This is a genomic window from Lacticaseibacillus sp. 30, from assembly GCF_053819265.1.
Genome location: NZ_JBSOQX010000011.1, coordinates 15,242 through 39,045, shown reverse-complemented (window position 1 = coordinate 39,045; position 23,804 = coordinate 15,242). Strand labels below are relative to the sequence as shown.

Annotated in this window: 25 protein-coding genes; 8 read left to right on the top strand and 17 right to left on the bottom strand. The window is 47.7% G+C overall.

All coding sequences use genetic code 11. The features are described 5' to 3' along the window. Positions 1–86: 86 nt before the first annotated feature. The 7 genes from ACWPAB_RS08605 to ACWPAB_RS08575 all read right to left on the bottom strand — a co-directional run bounded on the left by ACWPAB_RS08605 (position 87) and on the right by ACWPAB_RS08575 (position 5,251). On the bottom strand, positions 87–965 hold the full coding sequence (locus ACWPAB_RS08605; RefSeq protein ID WP_003567730.1) for a cation diffusion facilitator family transporter: 879 nt from the start codon (positions 963–965) through the stop codon (positions 87–89). A 54-nt stretch (positions 966–1,019) separates the two neighbouring features. Then, positions 1,020–1,898, bottom strand: coding sequence for a 4-(cytidine 5'-diphospho)-2-C-methyl-D-erythritol kinase (gene ispE / locus ACWPAB_RS08600; protein ID WP_003581121.1), 879 nt, complete (start codon positions 1,896–1,898; stop codon positions 1,020–1,022). A gap of 255 nt (positions 1,899–2,153) precedes the next feature. Beyond that, entirely contained in the window at positions 2,154–2,405 is a 252-nt protein-coding gene (locus tag ACWPAB_RS08595) for a Veg family protein (RefSeq protein ID WP_016381894.1), read from the bottom strand. A gap of 117 nt (positions 2,406–2,522) precedes the next feature. Then, a complete protein-coding gene (rsmA, locus tag ACWPAB_RS08590) occupies positions 2,523–3,419 on the bottom strand; it encodes a 16S rRNA (adenine(1518)-N(6)/adenine(1519)-N(6))-dimethyltransferase RsmA (RefSeq protein WP_003581123.1) in 897 nt (298 codons plus the stop codon). Continuing rightward, on the bottom strand, positions 3,406–3,975 hold the full coding sequence (gene rnmV / locus ACWPAB_RS08585) for a ribonuclease M5 (protein WP_003567738.1): 570 nt from the start codon (positions 3,973–3,975) through the stop codon (positions 3,406–3,408). Before rnmV ends, rsmA begins: the two co-directional genes overlap by 14 nt. Further along, on the bottom strand, positions 3,972–4,751 hold the full coding sequence (locus tag ACWPAB_RS08580) for a TatD family hydrolase (RefSeq protein ID WP_003567740.1): 780 nt from the start codon (positions 4,749–4,751) through the stop codon (positions 3,972–3,974). Before ACWPAB_RS08580 ends, rnmV begins: the two co-directional genes overlap by 4 nt. A gap of 17 nt (positions 4,752–4,768) precedes the next feature. Next, positions 4,769–5,251 (bottom strand): PTS sugar transporter subunit IIA, encoded by a 483-nt coding sequence (locus tag ACWPAB_RS08575; RefSeq protein ID WP_003581126.1) that lies wholly within the window; start codon positions 5,249–5,251, stop codon positions 4,769–4,771. Positions 5,252–5,469: 218 nt separating this feature from the next. Between ACWPAB_RS08575 and ACWPAB_RS08570 the strand changes: the two genes are divergently transcribed. The 6 genes from ACWPAB_RS08570 to ACWPAB_RS08545 all read left to right on the top strand — a co-directional run bounded on the left by ACWPAB_RS08570 (position 5,470) and on the right by ACWPAB_RS08545 (position 13,119). Further along, positions 5,470–6,468, top strand: a complete 999-nt coding sequence (locus tag ACWPAB_RS08570; RefSeq protein ID WP_003567744.1) for a tagatose 1,6-diphosphate aldolase — start codon at positions 5,470–5,472, stop codon at positions 6,466–6,468. Between the two features lie 191 nt (positions 6,469–6,659). Further along, the gene (locus ACWPAB_RS08565) at positions 6,660–7,541 is read left to right on the top strand and encodes an aldose 1-epimerase family protein (RefSeq protein ID WP_003581128.1); all 882 of its coding nucleotides are present in this window, start codon (positions 6,660–6,662) and stop codon (positions 7,539–7,541) included. 192 nt (positions 7,542–7,733) lie between these two features. After that, positions 7,734–8,438 carry a LytR/AlgR family response regulator transcription factor gene (locus ACWPAB_RS08560; protein ID WP_003581130.1) on the top strand — a complete coding sequence of 235 codons (705 nt, stop codon included), beginning with the start codon at positions 7,734–7,736 and terminating at the stop codon, positions 8,436–8,438. After that, positions 8,425–9,336, top strand: a complete 912-nt coding sequence (locus ACWPAB_RS08555) for a sensor histidine kinase (RefSeq protein WP_003581132.1) — start codon at positions 8,425–8,427, stop codon at positions 9,334–9,336. The genes ACWPAB_RS08560 and ACWPAB_RS08555 overlap by 14 nt, the downstream gene beginning before the upstream one ends. Before the next feature lie 53 nt (positions 9,337–9,389). Beyond that, positions 9,390–11,216: an ABC transporter ATP-binding protein gene (locus ACWPAB_RS08550; RefSeq protein WP_003585689.1), complete on the top strand. Its 1,827-nt coding sequence runs from the start codon at positions 9,390–9,392 to the stop codon at positions 11,214–11,216. After that, positions 11,203–13,119: an ABC transporter ATP-binding protein gene (locus ACWPAB_RS08545; protein ID WP_003581136.1), complete on the top strand. Its 1,917-nt coding sequence runs from the start codon at positions 11,203–11,205 to the stop codon at positions 13,117–13,119. Before ACWPAB_RS08550 ends, ACWPAB_RS08545 begins: the two co-directional genes overlap by 14 nt. Positions 13,120–13,236: 117 nt before the next feature. Here the strand turns inward: ACWPAB_RS08545 and metG are convergent, their stop codons facing one another. From metG to ACWPAB_RS08510, 7 genes are all read right to left on the bottom strand, one after another. Further along, positions 13,237–15,219, bottom strand: coding sequence for a methionine--tRNA ligase (gene metG / locus ACWPAB_RS08540; RefSeq protein ID WP_003581138.1), 1,983 nt, complete (start codon positions 15,217–15,219; stop codon positions 13,237–13,239). A gap of 78 nt (positions 15,220–15,297) precedes the next feature. Then, complete coding sequence (pepI, locus tag ACWPAB_RS08535; protein WP_016381895.1) at positions 15,298–16,176, bottom strand: proline iminopeptidase; 879 nt, start codon at positions 16,174–16,176, stop codon at positions 15,298–15,300. A gap of 208 nt (positions 16,177–16,384) precedes the next feature. Then, positions 16,385–17,197, bottom strand: a complete 813-nt coding sequence (locus ACWPAB_RS08530) for a DUF72 domain-containing protein (RefSeq protein ID WP_003599976.1) — start codon at positions 17,195–17,197, stop codon at positions 16,385–16,387. Continuing rightward, complete coding sequence (locus tag ACWPAB_RS08525) at positions 17,190–17,669, bottom strand: NUDIX hydrolase (RefSeq protein ID WP_003576527.1); 480 nt, start codon at positions 17,667–17,669, stop codon at positions 17,190–17,192. Before ACWPAB_RS08525 ends, ACWPAB_RS08530 begins: the two co-directional genes overlap by 8 nt. A 145-nt stretch (positions 17,670–17,814) precedes the next feature. After that, positions 17,815–18,720 (bottom strand): lactate/malate family dehydrogenase, encoded by a 906-nt coding sequence (locus ACWPAB_RS08520; protein WP_003567764.1) that lies wholly within the window; start codon positions 18,718–18,720, stop codon positions 17,815–17,817. A 27-nt stretch (positions 18,721–18,747) separates the two neighbouring features. Beyond that, positions 18,748–19,356: a TMEM175 family protein gene (locus ACWPAB_RS08515; protein ID WP_003567766.1), complete on the bottom strand. Its 609-nt coding sequence runs from the start codon at positions 19,354–19,356 to the stop codon at positions 18,748–18,750. 91 nt (positions 19,357–19,447) lie between these two features. Continuing rightward, entirely contained in the window at positions 19,448–20,140 is a 693-nt protein-coding gene (locus ACWPAB_RS08510) for an NAD-dependent protein deacylase (protein WP_003576531.1), read from the bottom strand. Positions 20,141–20,423: 283 nt separating this feature from the next. Between ACWPAB_RS08510 and ACWPAB_RS08505 the strand changes: the two genes are divergently transcribed. Then, positions 20,424–20,570, top strand: a complete 147-nt coding sequence (locus tag ACWPAB_RS08505) for a hypothetical protein (protein ID WP_016381573.1) — start codon at positions 20,424–20,426, stop codon at positions 20,568–20,570. Here the strand turns inward: ACWPAB_RS08505 and ACWPAB_RS08500 are convergent. Next, positions 20,567–21,493, bottom strand: a complete 927-nt coding sequence (locus ACWPAB_RS08500; RefSeq protein ID WP_003585694.1) for a hypothetical protein — start codon at positions 21,491–21,493, stop codon at positions 20,567–20,569. The two genes, ACWPAB_RS08505 and ACWPAB_RS08500, sit on opposite strands and share 4 nt — an antisense overlap. A gap of 251 nt (positions 21,494–21,744) precedes the next feature. Here ACWPAB_RS08500 and ACWPAB_RS08495 point away from each other — a divergent pair, with 251 nt between their 5' ends. Then, complete coding sequence (locus tag ACWPAB_RS08495) at positions 21,745–22,254, top strand: YbhB/YbcL family Raf kinase inhibitor-like protein (RefSeq protein ID WP_003567772.1); 510 nt, start codon at positions 21,745–21,747, stop codon at positions 22,252–22,254. Positions 22,255–22,329: 75 nt separating this feature from the next. Here the strand turns inward: ACWPAB_RS08495 and ACWPAB_RS08490 are convergent, their stop codons facing one another. Beyond that, positions 22,330–22,608, bottom strand: coding sequence for a hypothetical protein (locus ACWPAB_RS08490; protein ID WP_003585695.1), 279 nt, complete (start codon positions 22,606–22,608; stop codon positions 22,330–22,332). Between the two features lie 34 nt (positions 22,609–22,642). Then, positions 22,643–23,626: a DUF1002 domain-containing protein gene (locus ACWPAB_RS08485; protein WP_003585696.1), complete on the bottom strand. Its 984-nt coding sequence runs from the start codon at positions 23,624–23,626 to the stop codon at positions 22,643–22,645. Positions 23,627–23,804 lie beyond the last annotated feature (178 nt).

The following is a 23,804-nucleotide window of genomic DNA, read 5'->3' as shown; positions in this document are numbered from 1 at the left end:
ATCGTCCAACGAATCATTTGACAACCACATAAAAAACGTTGTGCTCGCATTGGCCATGCGGACACAACGTTTTTTAAATTACTTGATTAATAAGGGTTCTCCATTTTATTTTGCGGCTCGTATGGACCATACTCAACCTGAATCGTCGTGTGCGCAATATCAAAACTTTCGCGCAAAGAGAGGCTGAGCGCATCGAGGAAGTCGTCATTGCCAACTGTGGTCGTGCGCACGACATGGACGGTCAGCGCCACATCGGTCGTGCTCAATGCCCAAATATGCAGGTCGTGGCAAGAAGCAACGGTTGGGTAAGCATTCACGAGCTTTTTAACCGCCACTGGGTCAATATCTTTTGGCACTGCTGCCATGGCAAGGTTGACCGCATCGCGCAGCAAATTCCAGGTGCCAACCAAAACGACAATGGCAACTAAGATCGACATCACGGGATCAAGCCATTCCCAGCCAGTCAGCAAAATCAGTCCGCCGGCAAGAACAACGCCAAGCGAAACGCCAGCATCGGCGGCCATATGCATGAAAGCGCCGCGAATATTCAAGTCATGTTGCGAACCGCCATGGAATAGCAAGGCGGTGGCGCCGTTGACAATAATCCCAACGCCCGCCACCAGCATCATCCAGCCGCCTTCAACAGGTGCATTTTGTGAGAGTCGGGTGACCGCCTCAACAATGATGGCACCCATAGCCACTAATAAGAACGCGGCATTAGCCAAAGCTGCCAAAATCGAAGAACTCTTATAACCATAAGTCCGTTCGACAGTGGGATGCCGTCCTGACAGCCAATCTGCGAACCACGCTAATCCGAGTCCCAACACATCGCCTAAGTTGTGAACCGCATCTGCGACCAAGGCCACCGATCCAATGCCGATGCCAAAGGCTACTTCAGCAATAATATAAATTGTATTCAGTAAAATGCCCCAGAAGAATGCCTTGTTTGGTTGAACTTGTTCCATGACAACCGCCCCTCCATTTTCCTATCCCCATCATGGTTTAGCGTTACCTAAAAATCAACCCCTAAACCGTGGACCCGTGGCGGATAAGCAAAATGGCCGTAATAGGTAAACTTCGCGGCAAAAGCCCTTCATGCTGTTATAAACCCGCATGGCTCTGGAGTGCTTTTGGCACAGACCAAAAACAGTTGGGCCGCTGCCTGACATTTGCGCGAATTCGGCACCATACTTTTGTAGCCGCTGCTTGAGGGCGGACATTTCCGGATACCGACTAGCAGTGATGGCTTCAAGGCTATTCGCCATGCCACTCGTCATTTGTGCAAAGTCATGATTTTGAATGCCTGCCACCACCGTTTGCGTATCAGGATGGCGCAGACCGGCGTCATAATCAATGGCATTCAAAATGGTCGGCGTCGATACTGAAACGCGAGGCTTTGCCAACACGACCCAAAAATTCGGCAAGCTGCCAAGTGGGGTGACCACATCACCACGACCAGTTACGAGCGCCGTCTCTGAATAAACACAGTAAGGGACATCACTATCAACACTTAAGCCGATCCGTGCTAATTGCGACCGACTATAGCCGAGTCGCCAAAGCGAATTCAACCCTCGCAAAACGGCAGCTGCATCACTTGAGCCGCCGCCAAGCCCCGCGGCGACCGGAATATGTTTTTCAATATGAATCCGCGCACCTTGACGGATATTGGCGTGACGCTGCAGCGCCAACGCTGCTTTGTAGGCCAGATTGCGCGGATCTTCAGGTAGGAAGCCGCTATCTGTCGAAACCTGAATGCTGCGATGCGGGCTAATCATCACATAGTCAGCTAAATCGACCGATGTCATGACCATCTGCCACTCATGTTCGCCGTCGTCATGGCGATACAAGGCATCCAAGCTGAGATTAATCTTGGCCGGTGCTTTTTCGATCAGTTCCATCCAACCACCAGTCTCTGGCGACCCATACGCTTGCCAGTCAATCACTATCACCGCAAGCCCCGTTGTATGCATCGACCGTATAGTTATTTTTAGTATACTGTTTTATGCGCTGATTTTCACCGATACACGGTAAAAATCGCGTAACGATGCGTGACTTGCTGTTTCCGTATCCGAAATGAAAAACAGCAAAAGACCTCGATGCAACTCACATCGAGGTCTTCTTATAACAGATTTAATTGTTAAAACAATTCAATGTTATGAGGCTTTTTCTTCGCCTTCGAAGGTGATCTGAATTGACTTAGTCAAGAGATCCGCGTAACTGTAGGAGACGTGCTCGAACGCATTTTCATCTTGGTCGAGATCGACCACAAAAATAGCCGGATAGGTTTCTTTCAAAGTCCCCCGTCGCCGCGTCACTTTCTTGCGTCCAGCTTGTGCAACGACCGTTAAGTTCTCACCGATTTTTCCATCGAGCTTCCGTTTGATGCTTGCTAGTGTGATTGGCATGCACTTCACCTCTTGCAGTCTATCATAGCACGAAAGCAAGAAATTTGCAATTATACCACGCGTTTCTTATTTCGGCAAGCGATTTATGCTGGTGTTTTTAGTAAAAATTTATCGTGCTTAAGCGTGAGCCTGACTGATTAAATCCGCCGCTCGCAAAGCACGATCTAACCGAGCAAAATCAGCAATTGAAAGCCGCTCTGCGCGGGTACCAGGGTCAATGGCGGCGATTGTTAAAGCAGATCGAATGGCAGCCTTGTTAGTTTTGCCAAATAAGACCACAAGATTATTCCAGAGTGTTTTTCGCCGTGAAGCAAAAGCGCCGCGAACTAGCCGATCAAAACTGGCTGGATCGGTTAAAGCTGCAAGCGGTTTGGTGCGCTGCGTCAAGGTGACAATGGCTGAATCGACATTGGGTGCCGGTACGAAGGCATGACGGCTTACCGTGAAAGCAGTTGCCACGCTCGCAACGAGTTGAACTGCAATACTCAGGCTACCATATTCTTTTGACCCCGGCGTTGCGCTTAATCGTTCTGCCACTTCTTTTTGCATCATAACCGTCATGCTATGAAGTGGTAGCTGTGCGCGTAAAAGATGGAGCAAAATGGGTGTGGTGATGTAATACGGCAGATTGGCAACAACCTTTAAGGTGTGCTTGCCATCAAAATGCTCGGCAACCAATGCGCCTAGGTCGGTTTTTAAAACATCTTCATTCACGACCGTCGCATTAGGATAATCGGCCAATGTTTCATCCAGAATCGGCAGCAACCGATCATCAATTTCAAGTGCCACCACCTGATGCGCGCTGTCCGCTAAGAATTGGGTCAAAGCACCAATCCCTGGGCCGATTTCGATCACATCATCCTCAGGGGTCAAATCGGCGGCTGTCACAATTTTTTGCAAAATCTTGGAGTCGGTCAAAAAATTCTGACCTAAGCCTTTGCGCATATGGAAACCATGGCGCTTTAAAATAGCGTTGGTGACCGCTGGCTGCGCAACTTTTTCAGGTTTTGTCATGCTGTCCTCCATCTACTTGGGCCATGGCAGCCAAAAAAGCTGCGCGGCTAATTTGAAACTCTGCGAGTCGTCGAAGCAACTGTTTGCCGTTTGTGTAGCCAATATGCAACAACTCGCCTAACTGTTCCCGACGTTGGCGGGCACCGACACCACCGACTAAATCAGCAGCGAGCAAATCTTGCTGACTAATCACTTGCGGTGCATCTGGCATTTCTGTAAAAAGATGCTGCAAAGCTGCGCGCAACGCAGCAGGCTTGGCATGTTCGATGCCCAACGAGCCTTTATGATCCGGCACACCTTCACGACGCGGCAAGAAAGCATGCGTCACCCCTGGAACCGCGCGGGAAATAGTTTTGCGGATTTTCTCACCCGGGAAATCAGGGTCGGTCAGCACAATCACACCGCGTTTAGCCTGTGCTTGCCGAATGCGTTCGAGCGTTGCCTCGTCAATTGCACTGCCGCGGGTTTCAATGGTGTCAATGGCACCAAAAGTTTCTTTCAATCTTTTCGTATCATCGCGGCCTTCAACGACCACGACTTGTTTGATAGTTGTCATGCTTTTTCCTTTAATCCAAAGATGCGATGGGCATTGTCCCATGTTTGCTTGGCAATCACTTCCGGCGTCGTTTCACGTAATTTCGCCAAGGCCTCCACCACATACCGCGTGTAGCCCGGTTGATTCTGCCGGCCGCGATAGGGTGTCGGCGTGAGATAAGGCGCATCCGTTTCCACTAACAGTCGATCATTGGGCACAATTTTGGCACTGGCATGTTCTTCCGGTGCATTTTTAAAGCTGACAATGCCAGAGTATGAAATGTATAAACCCAGATCCAGAAAACGTTGACCCCAAGTTGCATCGCCGGTGAAGCTATGCATGATCGCGCCGAAGTCTTCAACATGAGCCTTTTTTAAGATGTCATAGGTATCGTCAAAGGCATCGCGACTGTGAATTGACACCGGTATTTTCAACGAACGTGCAATCTCAAGTTGCCGACGAAAAACCCGTCGCTGAATTTCCCGTGGCGAGGTATCCCAGTGATAATCTAAGCCGATTTCGCCTAAGGCTACAACTTTAGAATCCGCCAGTTGCTTGATTAGCAATGCCTCTTTGGCCGCGTCATAATCCTTGCTAGACTCGGGATGCCAACCAACAATGGCATATAAATTGTCATACTGGTGGGCCAACGCCAATGCGCCGGCATTCAAAGCTGTGTCAGAGCCGACAATCGCCATCTTCTTGACACCAAGTTGCCGAGCGTTTTCGATATACTCGGCTTCTTTGCCTTGATAGGGCGTGTCATTCAAATGGGTGTGTGAATCAAAAATATCCATGCGATCTCAACTTTCTTTTATGCTTCTGTCATAAGCGGTGTCAGCAACCGTGCAACTTGAGCGGCTTTTTTGGCAGCAAATAGTCGCTTCAATTGCGCAGCTGGCGATTGCGTTAAAGCGCGAATCAACTGTGCCATGCGTTCCGGTTGTTTCTGCGGCTCAGCATTCATGAGCATGAACACCCAGTTCACTGGTAAAATCCGACTAGCATCGGCTAAATCTTTGAAGGCGACCGGAATAGCAAAATGAACAACCACCAACCGCGTTTGTTTCACTAATTCGCCTTCCAAATGCGGAATGGCAATATTCGGCAAGCCATCTGCCACTTCATTTAGTTGCATGCCAGAAGGAAATGTCTGCTCGCGTGTGATCAACGCTTCTTTCCCAGCCGGCACCATAATTTGCTGGTCAACAAGTGCTGTGCTAATCGTTTTAAAAAAAGCTGCTTGCGTGGGTGTATTCAGAAAATAGACCAGCTCTGGCGTGATCAAATCAGTCATGCATTTCACCTATCTTTACAAATTCTCAATATGTTTAGAGTATAGCACGCAGTTTGCCTAGGCTCATCGTCGGATGATCATTTCAAGAAACCATTTATTATCCGCGCTTTTTCTTTGATTTTCATGAAAATGCTCCGCGAAAAATGTCTATTACTTCTATTTTGTTCTATACTATGGAGGTACTGAACATTTAAGGATTACCTAGGAGGTATTTTTACATGTCTGTTAAACTTACTGCTGGTCAGTTGAAGCACTTGAAGCAATTGTCAAATGATGACAATGTGATCTCAGCTTTGGCCATTGACCAACGCGGTTCCCTGAAGAAGATGCTTGCAGCTGCAGCTAACAAGCCGGCTGATGAAACCACGATTGTTGATTTCAAGAAGGCAGTCTCTGAAGAATTAACCAAATACGCCAGCGCTATTCTGCTTGACCCAGAATATGGCTTGCCGGCTGCTAAGGTTCGCGATCCTAAGTCTGGCCTACTCCTTTCATATGAAAAGACTGGTTACGATGCTACCGAACCTGGCCGTTTCCCAGATCTGATCGACAACCAAAGTGCTTTGCGCATTAAGAACGAAGGCGGCGACGCTGTTAAGTTCTTGCTCTACATCGATCCGGATGAACCAGACGCTATCAATGATCGCAAGTATGCTTTCGTTGAACGTGTTGGTGCTGAAGCAAAGGCTAATGACCTGCCACTGTTCCTTGAATTGGTTTCTTACGATGGTAAGACCAACGAAACTGGTACAGCTGCATGGGCTAAAGCTAAGCCTGAAAAGGTCATCAAGATCACCAAGGAATTCAGCAAGCCGCAATACAATGTTTCTGTTTTGAAGCTTGAAGTTCCAGTTGATCAAAAGTTTGTTGAAGGCTACACCGATGACGGCGTTACCCCTGTTTACAGCAAGGAAGAAGCCGCTAAGTATTACAAGGAACAGTCAGATGCAACGGATCTCCCATTCATCTTCCTGTCCGCTGGTGTCACCAACGAATTGTTCCTTGAAGAACTCAAGTTTGCTAAGCAAGCAGGTTCAGCCTTTAATGGTGTTCTCTGTGGCCGTGCAACTTGGAAGCCGGGTGTTAAGCCATATGCTGCTGAAGGCGAAGCTGCTGGTAAGAAGTGGCTGCAGACCGAAGGCAAGGCTAACATTGATCGTTTGAACAAGGTGCTTGCAGAAACTGCAACCCCTTGGACTGACAAAGTTGAAGGTTAATCTTTAACCATAGTTGCAAGAAAGGACCGATTATGATGATCGGTTCTTTTTTTATGACTGCGGACATGTTTTTGTGACCACTGCAAACATCAAAATGAAGTTCGAAAAACTTGCTAACAATCATTACAGGTCAGTGATCCAGTGGTAGACTGGTATTGAATGCGTTTTCGTCTATTAGGAGGTAATTCAAGTTGATCACAATTGAAAACAGCAAATTTAAAGCAGGTATTGCCGAGCGCGGTGCTGAATTGCAGTCGCTGGTAAATAAAGCCGACAACTATGAGTATGTCTGGACAGGTGACAAGACTTTTTGGAATCGGCATGCGCCTATTCTGTTCCCATCTATCGGGAAGTCTAATCAGGATCAATATCGGTTAGGCGCAAAAACCTATCCAATGAGTCAGCATGGATTTGCTCGTGACTATGACTTTGATGTCAGCGATAAGAGCGACTCAGCGGTCACCTTCACGCAACATCAAAATGCTGAGACATTGAAGAAGTTCCCGTTTGAGTATACCTTGGCTGTCACTTACATGTTGACGGACGGCGGCCTCAGCGTACACTACACGGTCACAAATGACGATCCTAAATCAATGCCCTTTGCTTTAGGGTTCCACCCTGCCTTTAATGTCGGCTTGAAAGCTGATGGCAGTTTCGACGATTACGACCTCACTGTTGAACCATTAAACAGCCCACTACAACGGTTCGGCATCGGCCCTGTTCCATTCCGCAATGGCGATGTTGAGGACATCCCCGGCGCAGAAGGCAATCGTTTGCCCCTGACACATGATCTTCTTGATGGTGGTCTCGTGATTCTCGCTAACAGCGAAATTGCCAAGGCAACCCTCGCATCACCGCACCATGACCACAGCATCACCCTCGATATCAGCGACTTTCCATATCTCACCATCTGGAGCCCAGAACATAAAAAGGCGCCTTTCATCGCCGTTGAGCCATTCGATGGTCTGCCAGATCAAGCTGGCGAACCAACCGACTGGTACACCAAGCTCGGCAACACCACGCTATCTGCTGGTGCCAACAAGCAATTGGCCTTGAAGGTTGAGCTTCACTAATCGAAGTTTACCACCCAATCGTCCGACACAATTCGGGCGATTTTTTTGTGAGCGCGGGGCAGCTCGGTAGCAACCGAAGTGTCAGCAGTCAAAAAAAGCTGACTCACCCTAGCTAGCTTTCTGGAAAAGCGACCAAATGATTGGTACAGTTGCAGTACAATGAACTAAATTCAGAAAAGGAGGCCTCTATCCATGCGCATTGCCATCATTGACGATCAGACAGCCACGCGGCAAGCAACAACCCAGCTGCTTAGCCAACTGACCACGCCCACGCAACCTTTACAAGTGACGGCTTATCCAACTGCAGAGGCCTTTCTTTTTGCTGATCAGCCTGCCGATCTGTTGTTGCTTGATATCAAGTTAGGCTCGGGCATGGATGGGATGACACTTGCAAAGCAGATTCGGGAACATGACGCGGACACGGCGATTGCGTTTGTCAGTAACTATGATGAATTCGTTTTTGACGGCTATGATGTCAACGCGATTGATTATGTCATCAAGCCGCTCACAAGTGACAAGCTGCAGCATCTCATCACCAAAGTCGCCGCGCAAACGCAACCAAAGCTGTTGGCCTTCACCACCGCCAACGGCATTCAGCGTGTCGCCATGTATGATATCAGTGCCATCGAAGTAACCGATCATTGCTTGCAGGTGCACACCCAGAAAATGACGTACACGGTCGCTGGTCAGCTAAAAGAGTTTCTTCCTCAACTCGACGAGAATTTTATTCAAATCTATCGATCAATTGTCATCAACCTCAATTTTTTGTCGCAACTTGAGAAAAACACCGTCGTCATGGCTGATGGCACCAGTTACCCGGTTTCTCGGCAACAAGCACCGCTTGTCAAACGGGCCTTCTTTAAACATTTTCGGGGGTTGGCTCATGACAGTGAATGAATGGTGGTGGTTAGCCGCATTCGGCCTGTTGACAGTTGGCTGTTGCCTGCTTCTATGGTGGACCTTCCGCCGACAACAAAATTGGCCTGTGCGAGGTTTGAATCTGGCTGTCACATTGCTGGCCTTGGGCGGTTGGTGGCTTTGGCCGCTGTCAAGTGTGCGGCTTGTACTTTTTTGCAGCACCTTTTTGACCGGCAGCTTGGAGTTCGTCTTAATGCGTCAATTCCTCAACGATCAGGACGCCGTATTCGCCCGCAGCCTCGATAAAATGATGGCCCAATATTCGCAAGAAGTGCAGGAACTTTATGCCAATATGCGCGGATGGCGCCATGATTACCATGATCATCTACAGGCGCTCAAAGCCTACTTAGATAATCAGGATACGCAGGCAGCCCGAGCCTATCTCGACGAACTAGAAGACAAACTGGACGAAGTTGATCCGCTCGTTCACTCTGGCAATGCCATGTTGGACGCTATCGTCAATGCTAAGCTGACATTGGCCGAACGGTTGCACATCCCCGTCAATGAAAAAGTGATTGTCGGCAGCACTCCGTTAATTAAAGATGTCGATTTGGTGGTCATCTTAGGAAACCTATTAGATAACGCCATCGAAGCGATCAGTGAGCAACCGGCCGGTGAGCCGCGCCAACTGCGGCTGTATATCGGCATCGTCAAGCAACAGTTTTACCTCTCTGTCACCAATACCCGGCCTGCCGAACAAGAAATCGACTATCAGTACGCCTCAACCAAAAGTGACAAACGCGGCCTCGGTATCCGGCGCGTCAACAAACTCGTGGCCAAGTATAATGGCATGATCAATCGCCAATATGAAGCTTCCGTCTTTGTCACCGAGATTGCGATTCCCATTCACGCCGTTAAATCGACCACTCACGCATAATCTGCCGCGAGTGGCCGATTTTTTGCTAGATTAAGATCAACGAGGTGATCGACATGAAAAAATACGGGTTGTTCAACAACTTAAGGTGGTACTTAACTTACTTGCGAAAAGATGAACCGTCACTTGCTTGGACCGCAACCGGTCTCGCCATTGATAAAGCGGCTGCAGCCTTGCTGGGAGTTTTCACCCCGGCATTGTTGGTCGGTGCCATCGTGCAACATGCAACATTGGGGGAATTTGCTTGGTTAGCTGGTTTAACTGGCTTGGGATTAGCCATTACCAGTGAAGTTGATTATCTTTTAATGACCCACGATAACGTTAAAAGCACCAAATTACGTACCGTCATTGAGATGGACTTTCATCAGAAACAATGGGATCTGGATTATGACCAAATCAGCAGCGGCAAAGTTCAAGGGTTGGCGCACACCGCTTTCAGTAAAGGGTTGAGTTGGACATATGCTGGTTCAGAGGCAATCTACATTTATGGTCGTGGCACTTTGATCGATATCGCGACCTTGTTCATTTTCCTGGCAACGTTATCAACCGTCATTCCGTGGGTGTTTGCATTGGTTCTTCTCAGCGCTGCCATCAGTTATGCCGGGCTGAGCTGGTACCGCAAGTGGTATCAAACAAACAACGTCAATTGGAATAAGCTCAGCCGCCAGCAAGCTTATATCTCCCGCAATGCCTATGCGCTTGAAAACGGTAAGGATATTCGGATGTTTGGGATGGCCGGTTGGTATCACACCCATCTTGATCGACTCCTCTCACTTCAAGATGCTTGGCAACGCCGCAACTCATTGCGGCATTTCTTAGGGACACAGGTTGGCGAACTTGCCGGATTATGCCGCGATGCCTTGGTCTACGGGAGTTTGGTTATTGCTGTCACCCAAGGCAGTCTATCCATTGCTCAATTTACTTTGATGTTTGGCATGACAAACGGTTTCATCACCCTACTTGATCAGTTGTTGAAAGACTTTAACGGTCTGCAAACTGCTAGTATCGATCTGCAAGAACTTCGCGAATTCATGACGCTTAAGCCGCGAACACCGGCTCGCCCGCTCACCACTTCCGAACAAACACAACTAGCGCAGCGACCGGTCACCATTCATTTTGACCATGTAACCTTCCGCTATCCCGAAGCTAAAACTGCGAGTCTCAAGGATGTCAGCTTTACGTTAGAAGCCGGCCAAAAGCTTGCCATCGTCGGCGTCAATGGCGCAGGTAAATCAACTCTCGCTCGTTTGATGATGGGCTTGTTACACCCAACAAGCGGCACCATTCTGATCAACGGCTTAAGCGCCGATCTATTACCACTAGCAACTCGTTTTTCATTGTTCGCCCCCGTCTTTCAGGAAACCATCGTTCTAGCATTGAGCCTCGCTGACAACGTGGCATTGACGAATCCGCCGCAACCTCAACGAGTCGAGTCAGCATTAAAAGACGCGGGTCTAGCTGATTTTGTTGCGACGTTACCACAAAAAGCTCATACACCTATGACCCGATACACTCGCGATGATGGCATCGAACTTTCAGGCGGTCAGTCCCAGAAACTTATGTTAGCGCGCGCACTGTATAAAGATGCTCCTGTCTTGGTGTTAGACGAACCAACAGCGGCTTTAGATGCCATCGCCGAAAACGAGGTTTACCAAGAGTATGCTCAATTAGCCTCGGGGAAAACTTCTCTGTTCATCTCGCATCGACTCGCCTCAACACGTTTCTGTGACGCCATTCTCTTCATGGATCACGGTCAAGTGCTTGAATCAGGGACGCATGACCAATTGATCGCAAACAATGGTCGTTATGCGCAAATGTATCATATTCAAAGTAAATACTATCAACCTGAAGCAAAGGAGGTTCCAGCCAATGACAACCTTTAAAGACGCCGAAAAAAAGAAGCCGGCAAGTAATACGGTAGTCCGAGCTTTACGTGTGGTTCGGGTCATTTATGAACTCGACTCAGCCGCTCTGCCAGTTGAATTTATGCGTGCCCTCACAACCGTGGGAATCCCTTATCTCAACATTGCCTTTCTTGGGCTCGTGTTGAATCAGCTACAGCAACGGGCATCATTACAACAAGTCATGCTATTAATCGGTATCTTTTTGGCCGTTCGTTTTTTGCTACAATTGTGCGGCGGCTGGTTTAACAAGCGCGCCGAGGATCATGAAACTGCAGTTAAACGGCGACTCGATCGCGCTGTGACCGAAAAGCTATTAACTGTTAGCTACAGCACGCTCCAAGATCCAGACATGCGCAAGGCATATGCTGGAGCTCAGGCTGGGCAATCCTTCAGTGGTGGCTTATCGACACTTATGAAAGAAGGGTTGCAGGACTTCTTTTCGCTTATAATCGCTGTTGGTTTTGGGATTGCGACACTTGTTAGCCTCATGAAACCAATGGCAGCCTCCAGTGCGTGGCTCAATGATGATCGTTATCCCTTGATGATTTTGGCTTTGTTGATCTTACCAATTGTCGTTGGCAGTTGGAGCATTAAACACAGTAATCGCATTCAACAAGGGGTTATTCAAAAAATCATTCCAAGTAATCGAAGGTTCACCTATTTTTTCAATTTCACTGAAAATATGGACAATCATCAGGTTGTCCGCCTTTACCGTGCAAGTGACCTCATTATGCATCGAGAAACAAACAGCACCATGGCATCACTTCAACAAATTTGGGATGGCGACTGGCAAATAGCCAAATACGGTCACTGGCCAAATCTCGCTATCGCCGTTGCTGTCATCGGTCTCTATATCTTAGTCGGTGCCAAAGCCCTCCTCGGTAGCCTTGCAATCGGCAGCGTCATGATCGCGGTTGGGTATTTTCAACAACTTATGACCGCGGCCTACCAATTTCTTCAGCAAGTTGGCATGTATGTGAATATGGTTGACTACCTCCAATTCTATGTCGATTTTCTGGCCCTGCCTGATCACGAAAAGTCCGGCTCGCTGCCTGTCGAGAAGCGCAACGACAACGAATTTGCCATCCAGTTTCATGATGTGAGCTTTAAATACCCAGGCAGCGATGAGTGGGCGCTGCGGCACGTCAATCTCACGCTGAATATTGGCGAACGCCTTGCCTTGGTCGGCCGAAACGGCAGTGGTAAAACGACCCTCATCAAACTGCTTGTGCGCCTGTTCAAACCAACTGAAGGCATGATCACCCTTAACGATATCGACATTCAAAAATACGATGAAGACGAATATCGCAGCCTACTGGGGGTTGTTTTTCAGGATTTTCGGCTTTTTGCTTATAGCATCGCGGAAAATGTTGCGGCAACGACCCAGCCTGATCGTGACCGCGTTTGGCAAGCACTAACTGTTGCGGATGTGGCCGATCGGGTTAAGCGAATGCCTGAAACAATCGATACCCCAATTACGACTGCGTTAAGTGACGATGGTGTGGATGTCTCTGGCGGCGAAGCCCAAAAAATCGCCATCGCCCGCGCGTGGTACAAAAACGCGCCGATCATGATTCTGGATGAACCGACCGCCGCTCTTGATCCCATCTCCGAGTATGAAATTTATCAACGGTTTGACGAGCTCATTGAAGGGAAAACTGCCATCTATGTGTCGCATCGCATGAGCTCAACCCGTTTTTCCCAACGGATTGTGGTGCTTGACCATGGGCAACTCGTCCAAGATGGTACGCATGCCAGTCTCATGGCTAAATCCGGCATTTATCGCGATTTATTCAATGCGCAAGCGCAATACTATACAGAGGACAGAATAAAAGCTGCACGTAAAAAAGTGGCCACATCCGTTGCACCCGTGGCAAATTAACAAAAACGTTTTGGGTTGACTTACCACGAATAAACTTTACCAACTGTTGCGACATTATCTCTGACCATCAAAAAACACTCGACCACAACTAGTCGAGTGTTTTTCATTGCCTTTCAATTAACCAACCAAGCTGCCATTCTCTAAGTTCTCAGAGACTTCCAGCAAAGTGATTTTCTTGCCGTCTAAACTTTCAGCCGACAACAACATGCCTTCAGACATTTCGCCTTTTAGCTTGCGCGGCTTCAAGTTGACCACGGCCATAACCTTTTTGCCTTTCAGCTTCTCATATTCTGGGTAAAATTCACGAATACCGGAAAGAATTTGCCGTGTGCCTTCATCGCCTGCATCGAGCGTGAACTTCAACAACTTATCAGCGCCTTTAACCGGTTCGACATTCAAAATTTCTGCGACCCGAATTTCGCTCTTATCGAATTGTTTGAACTCGATTTCTGACTTCCGAGTTTTTTCGTCGACGGTTGCTTTTGCGGTGCCGGGGGTCATCTTGCTCTTGATATATGCCACTTCTTCTTCCGTATCAAGACGCGGGAAGATTGGCGTGCCTTGTTCAACTACTTTGACACCAGCTGGCAAAGCGCCCCATTGGACAAGCTTGTGATCGTCATTTTCATGATCCAAGCCAAGTTGGCCGAAGATTTGCAATGGTGCATGGGTCATCACTGGTTGAATCAGTAGAGCAATCAGACGCAGGCTTTCGGCTAAGTGAGCCATCACAGCATCAAGCTGATCTTTTTTGGCAGGATCTTTGGCCAGATTCCACGGTTCCGTTTCGTCAATATACTTGTTCGCCCGGGAAACAATTTTCCAGACTTGATCCAAAGCATCGGAGAAACGCAACTCGTCCATCAATTTGTGATATTGCGCCAAAGCCGCCTGCGCCACATCGCCAAGATCTTGATCAAACGGCGTTACATCCGGTTTAAAGGCTGGCAAAATACCGTCTTCATACTTGTTAATCATGGCGATAGTCCGATTCAACAGATTGCCGAGGTCATTGGCCAAGTCGTAATTGATTCGGTCAATAAAGTCTTCTGGTGTGAAAATACCATCATTACCAAACGGTATGGCGCGCATCAAGTAATACCGCAAGGCATCCAAGCCATACCGTTCAACAATCATGTCCGGATAAATGGCATTGCCTTTCGACTTACTCATTTTGCCATCTTTCATGACTAGCCAGCCATGGGCATAAATTTTCTTTGGCAACGGCAAACCGAGTGCCATTAAAATAATTGGCCAATAGATAATGTGGAAACGAACAATCTCCTTACCAATCAATTGGACGTTGGCTGGCCAGTATTTGTCAAACAAAGCGTGATCATTACTGCCATAGCCTAGAGCCGTGATATAGTTCAGCAGCGCATCAACCCACACGTAAACAACGTGCTTCGGATCGGATGGAATCTGGACACCCCAATTGAAGCTCGTCCGGCTCATCGCCAGATCTTCCAGACCCGGTTTGATAAAGTTATTGATCATTTCAGTTTTGCGTGAAGCCGGTTGAACAAAATCCGGATGCTCGTCATAATACTTCAACAAGCGATCGGTGTACTTGCTCATCTTAAAGAAGTAACTTGGTTCGTGAACCAGCTGCACTTCATGACCAGACGGCGCTTTCCCGCCGGTCACGTTGCCGTCTTGATCGCGATAAACTTCTGACAGTTGAGATTCCGTGAAGTATTCCTCGTCTTCAACGGAGTACCAGCCAGTGTATTCGCCTAAATAGACGTCCCCTTGTTTGATGAGACGTTCCACAATCGTTTGAACGGCTTCGACATGTTCCTTGTCAGTGGTCCGGATAAACTTGTCATTAGTGATTTCAAGCATTTTCCAAAGTTGCTTGATTTGGGTCGCCATGCCATCAACATAAGCTTGTGGCGTCACCCCTAACTTATCAGCCTTTTGCTCGATTTTCAGGCCATGTTCGTCGGTCCCAGTTAGGAAGAAAACGTCGTAGCCCATGAGCCGCTTATACCGTGCGAGCACGTCTGCTGCAATCGTGGTGTAGGCGTTGCCGATATGTAGTTTGCCAGATGGGTAATAAATTGGTGTTGTTACGTAAAAAGTTGGTTTGCTTGCCATGCAAGGGCCTCCCGTACATTAGTTCAGAATGAGTCTAGTATAGCATAGGAAACAGCGGGGCTGTATAGTTGCCCACAGCTAATCATTTGCTGCTAACCAGTGATCCAAAACACTGATAAATTCATCATGTTGGTCAAGCAGCGCCAAATGCCGACTGTTGGCGAAGAGATGCCATTTGGCGTTAGGAATATGATCGACAACTGTTTTCGCAATAAGCGGCGTGCAGAGGTCATCAGTCCCATTGGTCACCAAAACCGGAACGTGAATGTTTTTGAGCTGATCGGTTACATCGAAGTCGCTAATCGTCCCATTTTCAGTAAATTCATTGGGGCCTTCAGCAATTAAACTGGCTCGTTTGCCGTTAGTTGGCCGGCGTAGCGGTTCAGGTGAGTTTTCGTCTGGATCATCCCAGCAGTACTTTTCCATGTAGCGATAATTGGCCGCCAGATATTTCACATTCGTAAAGTCGCCAGTTCGTTCTGCTTCTGCGATGGCTTCGCGATCTTCATAACTCAGGTATTTGATCAGGCGATGTTGTTCCTGAATCCACAACTTAATAGATGACGGCGAGCCGTCAATCATCACACTCTTGATACCTTGAGGATCGAAGCTGGTTAAATAATACATTTCCAGCATACCGCCCCATGATTGACCAAGCATGTGAAGCTCATCGAGGTGCAGGTACTTTCGTAAGGCGATCAACTCTTCTGCCCAAGTTTCTTTAACATAAACCGCCGGATCTTCTGGTAGTGACGACTTCCCGCAGCCGACTTGGTCGTACATAATCAGTTGCCGGCCGGTTTCGGCATAGTCGTCCATGAGTTCAAAATAATTATGCGACGACCCCGGTCCACCGTGAATCAGTAACAGCGGCGCCTTATCAGCACTAGGTTCGCCAACGATTCGGTAATAAGTTTTATATTCATGAAACGGCATGTAGCCTTCTTGGATTTTCATAGATGCACCAGTCTCCTTCTTAAAAATGATGATCCTTACCGCGATTGTACTACGCATTGATCATGGTGTCAGAAAGAATCGAAGCGCGATCGCCAACCCAGTTTCTGGATCGGTGGTCGCGCTTCGAAGATGATATGTTTGCTCTCAATGCTAACTTAGCGCTGTGCTGTTATCCGAGCCGGCCTCTTTGATCCCAACTTAATCAGCATCAAAACAGATCTAATTGTCGTGGGGCAAGACCCGGAAAGTCCAGACCCAACAAATCGATCAAACTTTGCGCATTGGCTGCAGCATCGTGACCACCATTATTGTTGAAGATGACGGTAACATTTTTACTTTTCAAATGCTGCGCGATGATACCAAACTGCTGCAGTTCTTCTTGGCTGTAACGATAATTGGTTCTTTCAGTCGTTTTGGCGCCGGTTCGACCCCATGCCGGATTTCGGCCATGCAAGCGCATCATGGTTAAATCGGCATTCGTTGCAATTGGCACAAGCGGCACTGAGCCGCTGGTCGTCTGCGCTTCATCAACGATCACGTGAATGTCGCTGGCTGCTTGCAACAGCGCCATCGTGTTGGCACGATAAGCCGGCAAATACCAGCTAGGATGGCGAAATTCAATGGCAACAGGTAAATCCGGCAGCAACCGATTTAGTTGCTGCAAGTAGCGTACATTTTCTGCGGTCACGCCAAAATATGGCGGAAATTGGCACAGCACCGCCTGCAACTGATGGCTTGCAACCAGCGGTGCCACCATATCATTAAATTTGGAAAAGTCAGCGACTGTGTCTGCACTTTCTTCGTGTTTCGTCATGGTTCGCGTCGCTTTAATTATGAACTGAAACCCAGATGGCACTTGGGCCTGCCAGTGGCGAACCTGTTCCACAGGCTTCAATCCATAAAACGTCGTGTCCAACTCCAGTACAGGAAAATGCTGAGCGTAATCCGAAAACGTACTCCGATTGCCGCGCGTCGCTAATTCTGGATGATCGGCTACACTCGTCAAACCAACATTAATCATCAATTTCACCATCCGCGATGCGAAAATCTTCTAACCGATCGCCGGTAAAATAAGATGCATAATCATGGCGTTCGCCATTCAGCGCATAGTGCAACAGTGGCTGTAAATCTGGTACCAAGCCGGGATTATCCGCTAACAACCAATCTTTTGAAAAAGTCGCTAAAATGCCCTCCCGAGTGGCTCGCGGCATCACCAGCTCGTCTTCCGTGTGGCCAAAGAAGGCAAAAAGTTCGGCCCGCAACTCACCATCAACATGCCAGAACACACGCCCGCCATTGATCAGATCATGCGGGGGAATAATAATGTGACTTTCTTCCTGCAATTCACGTGAGGCGCAAGTAGCTGGGGTTTCATTAGGCAGGAATTTCCCACCCAATGTATTCCACATGCCACGATATGGTGGATTCGTCCGATTAATTAGCAACCAGCCGCTTGGGGTTTCGACAGTGACTAAGGTATATTTTTTGACCATGTTTGCTCCTTTGCTTTGGGATCATCACTAGCAAAAAGGCGCCGAAATGGCGTCTCTTTTGAATCTTTGATGACAGGCCTTTTTTTGCGAGGATACGTCAAACCGCCCAGATTAGCTGACCGTGAAAGAGCGCTCGTAAAAGGACCTACTTCATTTTTTCAAAGGTATCCTTAATGATACCGGCAGAGTGAACATACTTAGCACGCTCTTCATCTGTCAACTTCAACGTTGGCGTCTTGATAACACCTTGTTTACCGATCATGGCTGGATGACCGATAGCAATACCGAATTCTGGATCGTAATTAGCGCATGGGAAGATGCGATGTGCATCGCTGATGATCGCCTGTGTCATTTCAGTCGCGATGGTGGCGATACCGTAGCTCGTATAATGCTTAGCCTGATAAATCTTCCAACCGCCTGCCCGCGCATCATCGGCAAGCTGGTCGTAATCCACCTTCGCATATTCAGCAATCGGTTCATTATTGACCCGTACTGTTGACCAAGCGGTAAATTGCGATTCGCCATGTTCGCCCATATTGTAACCACGCACGTCAGCAACATTCACATGCAAGGTATCGGCAACCGCCCGTCGCATCCGATAAGTATCCAGCGAAGTCCCAGTCCCAATAATTTGAGACTTCGGTAAATCTAGGAGATATTGCCAGTAACTCGTGACAGCATCACATGGATTGGTGATATCTAGCAAAACACCATGGAAGCCAGACGCCTTCAGTTTTGGAGCGACGTCATCTAGTGCTACTTTTGAAGTCTTGGTTTCTCCAATTCGATCACCATTTGAAATGGCGCCAATATTGCCGACCGCGGAAATAACCACATCAGCATCTTTCAAAGCATCATAATCGTTGACAACAATGTCAGTATAAGTGGGCAAGCCGCCAAGCGCATCCTTCAAGTCAAAGCTTTCGCCTTCAGCAAGTTCAGCCTTTTTATCAATCAAGACTAACTTGTCAGCAACCCCTTTGCTGACAAGATTAAAAGCCGTGGTCACACCTACGTGTCCAATACCAATAATACCAATTGTTCTTGCCATATAAAAAATCTCCTTTTCAAAATGCGTTCATTGGCGTGATTTCTTTTTTGAATCAGCCATCAAGTGACGTTCAATGCGCTGATCCGGAATCGCCCATAGCAGCAACATCAATAAGTCTAGTATGATCGTCAACGGCGGCCAAAGCAAAGCCAATAACATCGCAACAAGTGCAATCGCGACGGAGGCCGCTGCTTTCCAGTTGTGCCGCTGCCGATATAAGTCTGCTAATGCCGATGTTGGTCCATTGACGCGAATCAGGGTTTGCACTAATAGCACATAGCTGATATTGGCCATCAAGATCACAAACCCATAGGCCAATTCAGGGCCAAATGTCCCTACGTGTCCTTCGCCTACCCAGCTAGTGGCGAATGGAAACATTGACACAACCAGCATGAAGAAAGAGTTCGCCCACATCACCCGCCAATCGATTCGTTCGACCAGTTGAAACAAGTGATGATGATTATTCCAGTAAACAATGAGTGTCAAAAACGACACTAGATAAATGGCAAAAACACCGCGTAGTTGCCATAACGAAGCCAATGATCCGCTGTGCGGCGGTTGCAATTCTAACACCAGAATCGTCAGGATAATGGCGATAACCGCATCTGTAAACGCCTCAAGCCGTCCTTTATTCATGGCAATATCCCCTCACAAAGTTATTTTTGGAAGCTTCGCCTTCACTTACAGAATTTCTCAGATGATGAGCAAAAGCTAAGTTGTTATTGCTTCAGACTACCAGCTTCGCAAATACGTCCACCGCATCCCCCTGCACCATATGCGCGCCTTCCGGCAATGCGATCTTTTCACGGTTCACAGCGACAATGGTCGCCTCTGGTTGCGCATAGCCAATCAACCCCGCAAATGGATAAACCACGAAGCTTGTTCCCACCACGATCAGCAAATCTGCAGTTGAAATGGCTTCGATCGCCGCACTGACGGTATCGGGATTGATTGGTTCACCATACAACACAATATCTGGTCGCAAAATACCACCGTCAGCTGCATGAACATCACTTTTCAGATAGGTCTCGTAGTCAAAATGCTTGTGACAAGTTTGGCAATAAATGCGATAAAGATTGCCATGAAATTCAACAACATGCTCTGCACCGGCCTTACGATCGAGGCCGTCAACATTCTGCGTAACAATCGTACCTTTTTGATTGGTGATGGTTGCCATTTTCTCGTGAATAACGTTCGGTTTAGCCGCTGGAAAGTACATATTATTGACAACAAACTTATGAAAATCTTCATGATGTGCTTGTAAATTATCAATAGACAGTGCATATTCCGGATCGACTTGATCGGCGTATAGCCCGCCCTTGGAACGATAATCCGGAATCCCTGATGCTGTTGAGACCCCTGCCCCAGTCATGAATGTCACATGCTTCGCCTGCTGAATTGCAGTTTGCAGATCAAACATATATGGTCCCTCCTTAAACGCGATCACCGGCTCAGAAACCTGCACATAAAGACCTCAAGCCTAAAAGGCCGCTTATGCTCCGGTTTCTAAACGCGTTCGTCCACGCGCTTATCTCTTAGCAGATATTTTTCAATGATGAAAATACGCAATCAAACCGCCAATCCTTAGCATGACGCATCTTTAATATTTCAAGTTGCGTTTAAATGGTTCACATGCGCTATTAATTTAAATCAAAAAAGGTGTAACATAACAGTAGAAATACTTTCAGAAAGGAGTCTTGATCATGAAGTCATTTCGGTGGTCACACGTTATTAGTTATCTGATCATGGTCATCGTCCTTGTTTTCTTTGCCTTCGTCCTTTATCAGGTCATCATGCTCGGTGTTCATTCCGTTTCCAATAGTTTCTTCATCAACTTTGGCCAGCATTAACGAATCGTGTAGTCGAGCCGATACTGCGTCAGAATGTCATTCAGCGATTGTTGATACAACTGCTGAAAGGCTTCTGGCGTTGTTTCTTTTTCTGGCAAGGGCAGTACAAACGCATTTTGCTCATCGCTGCGTCCCATGGCAACATATGCGGGTTCCTTGGTCTCGCGATCACGGTAGCCACTGTGTTTGATCATGAAAACCTGATCCAAGGTAAGGCGTAATTGCCGATGCGACAGAACAGGCGTCAACGTTGCAAATTCAGCATCGTTGGTCGGTTGATAGCCTAGCCGTTCAATCACGGTATCAAATCGCGCCAGCAGGTGAACAACGGCGCGTCGTAATCCAAATGGGGAATCAAGCTTCTGCGCATCCAGCAAGTCGTAAAGTTCGCGTGCAAGCGGCAAAGCTTGTGGATAGGCATTTGCTAATTCTGCTGGCAACTCACCATTTAAAAACCCCAACAAATCAAGCAACGATAGCACTCGATAAATAACCAACTGGTCATCGGCTTCTGCTGGCACATTTTGTTTGAAGCCGGCGAGCACTTGCGCCACCGCTGCGTCTGTCAAAAGGTTGTGATCGCGTTGCCAGGCGACAACAAGCATATGCACCGCAGCATTATATAGCGAGGTGCTCGTGGCATAAAGTTGATCGTCTACCTGCGGATCACCGCTCAATAAATGGAATTGAAGTTGCGGATAACCTTTCATCTGGAACAACAGGTGTAGTAACTCATGACTTAAGGTGTAATCGACATTGGTCGTGTCCGTCACTGCTACCACTAGCGTACCATCTTTTTTCAATTGCTGATGGCTTTGATCGTGCGTTAAGACGCCGCTCGCCTCCCCGCTAATATCGACTTCTAGGGGATGATCATAGTGTTCCTTGACTTCATTTAGTAATGTTTCAACGTCTTCCTGCATCGTATTGCACTCCTTAAACGCGATCACAGCCGCAGAAACCTGCACATAAGGACCTCAGGCGTAAATGACCCAAACCCAGCCGTTTACGCCTGAGGCCGCTTATGCTCCGGTTTCTAACCGCGGCCGCTCACGCTCTGTCTTAAACACGGTTGCTGACCCAGAAACCGGGCCAGCTCACGCTCTGTGATAAATTGGCTTTAATTATTTTTATCCTCTATCATTAAGGTAGCGATAAAAGGGAGGAAATTCAAATGAAACTATCCGTACCACTTATCAATGGTCAACTTGCCGATCGCTATGGCAAGCATGCAAGCGGCAGTGACGTTAAAAATGGCTATCCCATTACGAGTTTTCCTTTTACGATTGAGGATGCCCCTGCCGAAACTGTCAGTTTTGCACTTTGGTTCCTTGACTACGATGCTGTACCGGTTGGCGGCCTACCATGGATTCATTGGAATGTAGCCAATATTCCCGCCGACAGCACAACATTCCCAGCAGGCGCCAGTCATACCAATAAGGTGCCAATGGTCGAAGGCAAGAACGCCACCGCTGGCCACCTCGTCGGCAACACCGACCCATTCACACAGGCTGGTTATGTCGGCCCGCAACCACCAGATAAAGATCACGATTATACCTTAATCGTCTTTGCATTGGATACGAAATTGCCACTGCAAGCTGGCTTTTGGCTAAATGAAGCTCGGCACGCGATGAAGGGTCACATATTAGCACAAGCAGAAATTGATCTGCCTTCGCGCGTTTAACCGACAAAGATGAAAAACCCCTGCTGACCAGCGTCAGCAGGGGTTTTTTCATTTTGACACCAGCTTCTTAAACTGTCAGCTACCATCGCCTGTATTCAGCCATAAGGCACCAGCGCCGGCTGCAGCTAAAACGCCGACACCAATAATACCGACTAACGCAAACTTAAAAATGGCAAAGCCGCCAATTGCAAACAGTATCAGACTGATAAAGGGATGACGGAGGATCGCCCCCAGTAACTTAATCACCAAAAACAAAATGATGATCACCGCCACCACTGCACCAATCAAAATTGCGCCAGTTAAGGTATGACCATTGCCACTACCCTCTGTCGTTGTTAAAATCGCCGGAATCATCACAAACTGTCACCCCTTGCTTAAACCGCTAAAATTATTTGATCAGGCTCTGAATCCATTGAGCGATACCATTAAAGAAACTCACGATGCCATCCCAGATTTTTTGCAGGAAATTCCGATTTTCTTCAGTGTTCAGGCTCTTATTGAGTTTATCAAACAAGCCTTTAGCAGAATTCTGAATGGAATCGGCCAGCTTCCCTGCCTGTGCTTTAAAGTCATTGTTCTTTAATGAACCGGCTTTTTGAACGTTCACTAGTAAGTTAATGATCAATTGCCGCTGATTGTTGTTAATAATCGTTGTTAAATTATTCTGTTTAAGCTGACTGTCTACGATGTTACCGATCTGATTTTGGGACAAAGTCTGCTGACCATTGTTACTTTGACTGGCCATTTGCTGTTTCGCACCCGCCACGGCATTATTGAGCTGCTTGTCAGAATAGCCATCTTTGTCCTTATTCGCTTGGGTGATCGAACTCAAGGTGTTGACTTCCTGCTGAGCAGCATTGATTTGCTGGTTATTCAAATTTTCGCCATTTTGAGCAAAAGCCGCATAAACCCCTGCCAAGGCACCTGAACCATCAATTCTAACCGCGCTGGTAATGTAGAGGTTGGCATTGCTAATCCCAGCGGTTAATGCCGCATTACGATATTGATCAGCGGTGATGGTGGTGATGTTATTGGTGCCATTATAAGGGACGATTTTGACATTAATGCCCCCATTATCAGTCTTTTGAACCAACGCGCTAGACCAGACGCCTGAGCTTTCAGTAAAAGTACTACCTGAAGGATTGAGGTACTTCACCAGTGTGGCCCCATTCACGGTCAGTTGACTGGCATTGTTGACCCCGGCAGCATTTTGTAAAGTACTCAAGGTGCCGCTTTTTTGATCAGCAGTCAGTGAGGAACCAATTGTTGCCACTGGTTGTGACCAAGTATCGGCTCGCACCACATGCGGTGCTGCGGTTAGCAAGGCCAAGCCTGCAACGGCCAGACCTAGCCATTTCATAAATTTTTTCATGAGTAAAATCCATCCTTTTAAATGCGTTCTCCAGCCCAGAAACCTCCGCATAGGGACCTCAAGCACAATGGCCATGACCCAGTCATCGCACTTGAGCGCACTTATGCTCCGGCTTCTAACCGGGCTGGCTCACGCTCTCCTTTAGATTGGTACCTTCATTATCGCTGCTTCAGCGCAC

What these genes read in the sequence shown, in the direction of transcription:
- ACWPAB_RS08495 (WP_003567772.1), top strand. Translation starts at nt 21,745, where the DNA reads ATGAAACTATCCGTACCACTTATCAATGGTCAACTTGCCGATCGCTAT.
- pepI (WP_016381895.1), bottom strand. Translation starts at nt 16,176, where the DNA reads ATGAAAATCCAAGAAGGCTACATGCCGTTTCATGAATATAAAACTTAT.
- ACWPAB_RS08505 (WP_016381573.1), top strand. Translation starts at nt 20,424, where the DNA reads ATGAAGTCATTTCGGTGGTCACACGTTATTAGTTATCTGATCATGGTC.
- ACWPAB_RS08595 (WP_016381894.1), bottom strand. Translation starts at nt 2,405, where the DNA reads ATGCCAATCACACTAGCAAGCATCAAACGGAAGCTCGATGGAAAAATC.
- ACWPAB_RS08485 (WP_003585696.1), bottom strand. Translation starts at nt 23,626, where the DNA reads ATGAAAAAATTTATGAAATGGCTAGGTCTGGCCGTTGCAGGCTTGGCC.
- rsmA (WP_003581123.1), bottom strand. Translation starts at nt 3,419, where the DNA reads ATGACAAAACCTGAAAAAGTTGCGCAGCCAGCGGTCACCAACGCTATT.
- ACWPAB_RS08550 (WP_003585689.1), top strand. Translation starts at nt 9,390, where the DNA reads ATGAAAAAATACGGGTTGTTCAACAACTTAAGGTGGTACTTAACTTAC.
- ACWPAB_RS08605 (WP_003567730.1), bottom strand. Translation starts at nt 965, where the DNA reads ATGGAACAAGTTCAACCAAACAAGGCATTCTTCTGGGGCATTTTACTG.
- ACWPAB_RS08560 (WP_003581130.1), top strand. Translation starts at nt 7,734, where the DNA reads ATGCGCATTGCCATCATTGACGATCAGACAGCCACGCGGCAAGCAACA.
- ACWPAB_RS08530 (WP_003599976.1), bottom strand. Translation starts at nt 17,197, where the DNA reads ATGATTAATGTTGGTTTGACGAGTGTAGCCGATCATCCAGAATTAGCG.
- ACWPAB_RS08525 (WP_003576527.1), bottom strand. Translation starts at nt 17,669, where the DNA reads ATGGTCAAAAAATATACCTTAGTCACTGTCGAAACCCCAAGCGGCTGG.
- metG (WP_003581138.1), bottom strand. Translation starts at nt 15,219, where the DNA reads ATGGCAAGCAAACCAACTTTTTACGTAACAACACCAATTTATTACCCA.
- ispE (WP_003581121.1), bottom strand. Translation starts at nt 1,898, where the DNA reads ATGGAACTGATCGAAAAAGCACCGGCCAAGATTAATCTCAGCTTGGAT.
- ACWPAB_RS08510 (WP_003576531.1), bottom strand. Translation starts at nt 20,140, where the DNA reads ATGTTTGATCTGCAAACTGCAATTCAGCAGGCGAAGCATGTGACATTC.
- ACWPAB_RS08520 (WP_003567764.1), bottom strand. Translation starts at nt 18,720, where the DNA reads ATGGCAAGAACAATTGGTATTATTGGTATTGGACACGTAGGTGTGACC.
- ACWPAB_RS08555 (WP_003581132.1), top strand. Translation starts at nt 8,425, where the DNA reads ATGACAGTGAATGAATGGTGGTGGTTAGCCGCATTCGGCCTGTTGACA.
- ACWPAB_RS08490 (WP_003585695.1), bottom strand. Translation starts at nt 22,608, where the DNA reads ATGATTCCGGCGATTTTAACAACGACAGAGGGTAGTGGCAATGGTCAT.
- ACWPAB_RS08500 (WP_003585694.1), bottom strand. Translation starts at nt 21,493, where the DNA reads ATGCAGGAAGACGTTGAAACATTACTAAATGAAGTCAAGGAACACTAT.
- rnmV (WP_003567738.1), bottom strand. Translation starts at nt 3,975, where the DNA reads ATGACAACTATCAAACAAGTCGTGGTCGTTGAAGGCCGCGATGATACG.
- ACWPAB_RS08570 (WP_003567744.1), top strand. Translation starts at nt 5,470, where the DNA reads ATGTCTGTTAAACTTACTGCTGGTCAGTTGAAGCACTTGAAGCAATTG.
- ACWPAB_RS08515 (WP_003567766.1), bottom strand. Translation starts at nt 19,356, where the DNA reads ATGAATAAAGGACGGCTTGAGGCGTTTACAGATGCGGTTATCGCCATT.
- ACWPAB_RS08580 (WP_003567740.1), bottom strand. Translation starts at nt 4,751, where the DNA reads ATGGATATTTTTGATTCACACACCCATTTGAATGACACGCCCTATCAA.
- ACWPAB_RS08575 (WP_003581126.1), bottom strand. Translation starts at nt 5,251, where the DNA reads ATGACTGATTTGATCACGCCAGAGCTGGTCTATTTTCTGAATACACCC.
- ACWPAB_RS08545 (WP_003581136.1), top strand. Translation starts at nt 11,203, where the DNA reads ATGACAACCTTTAAAGACGCCGAAAAAAAGAAGCCGGCAAGTAATACG.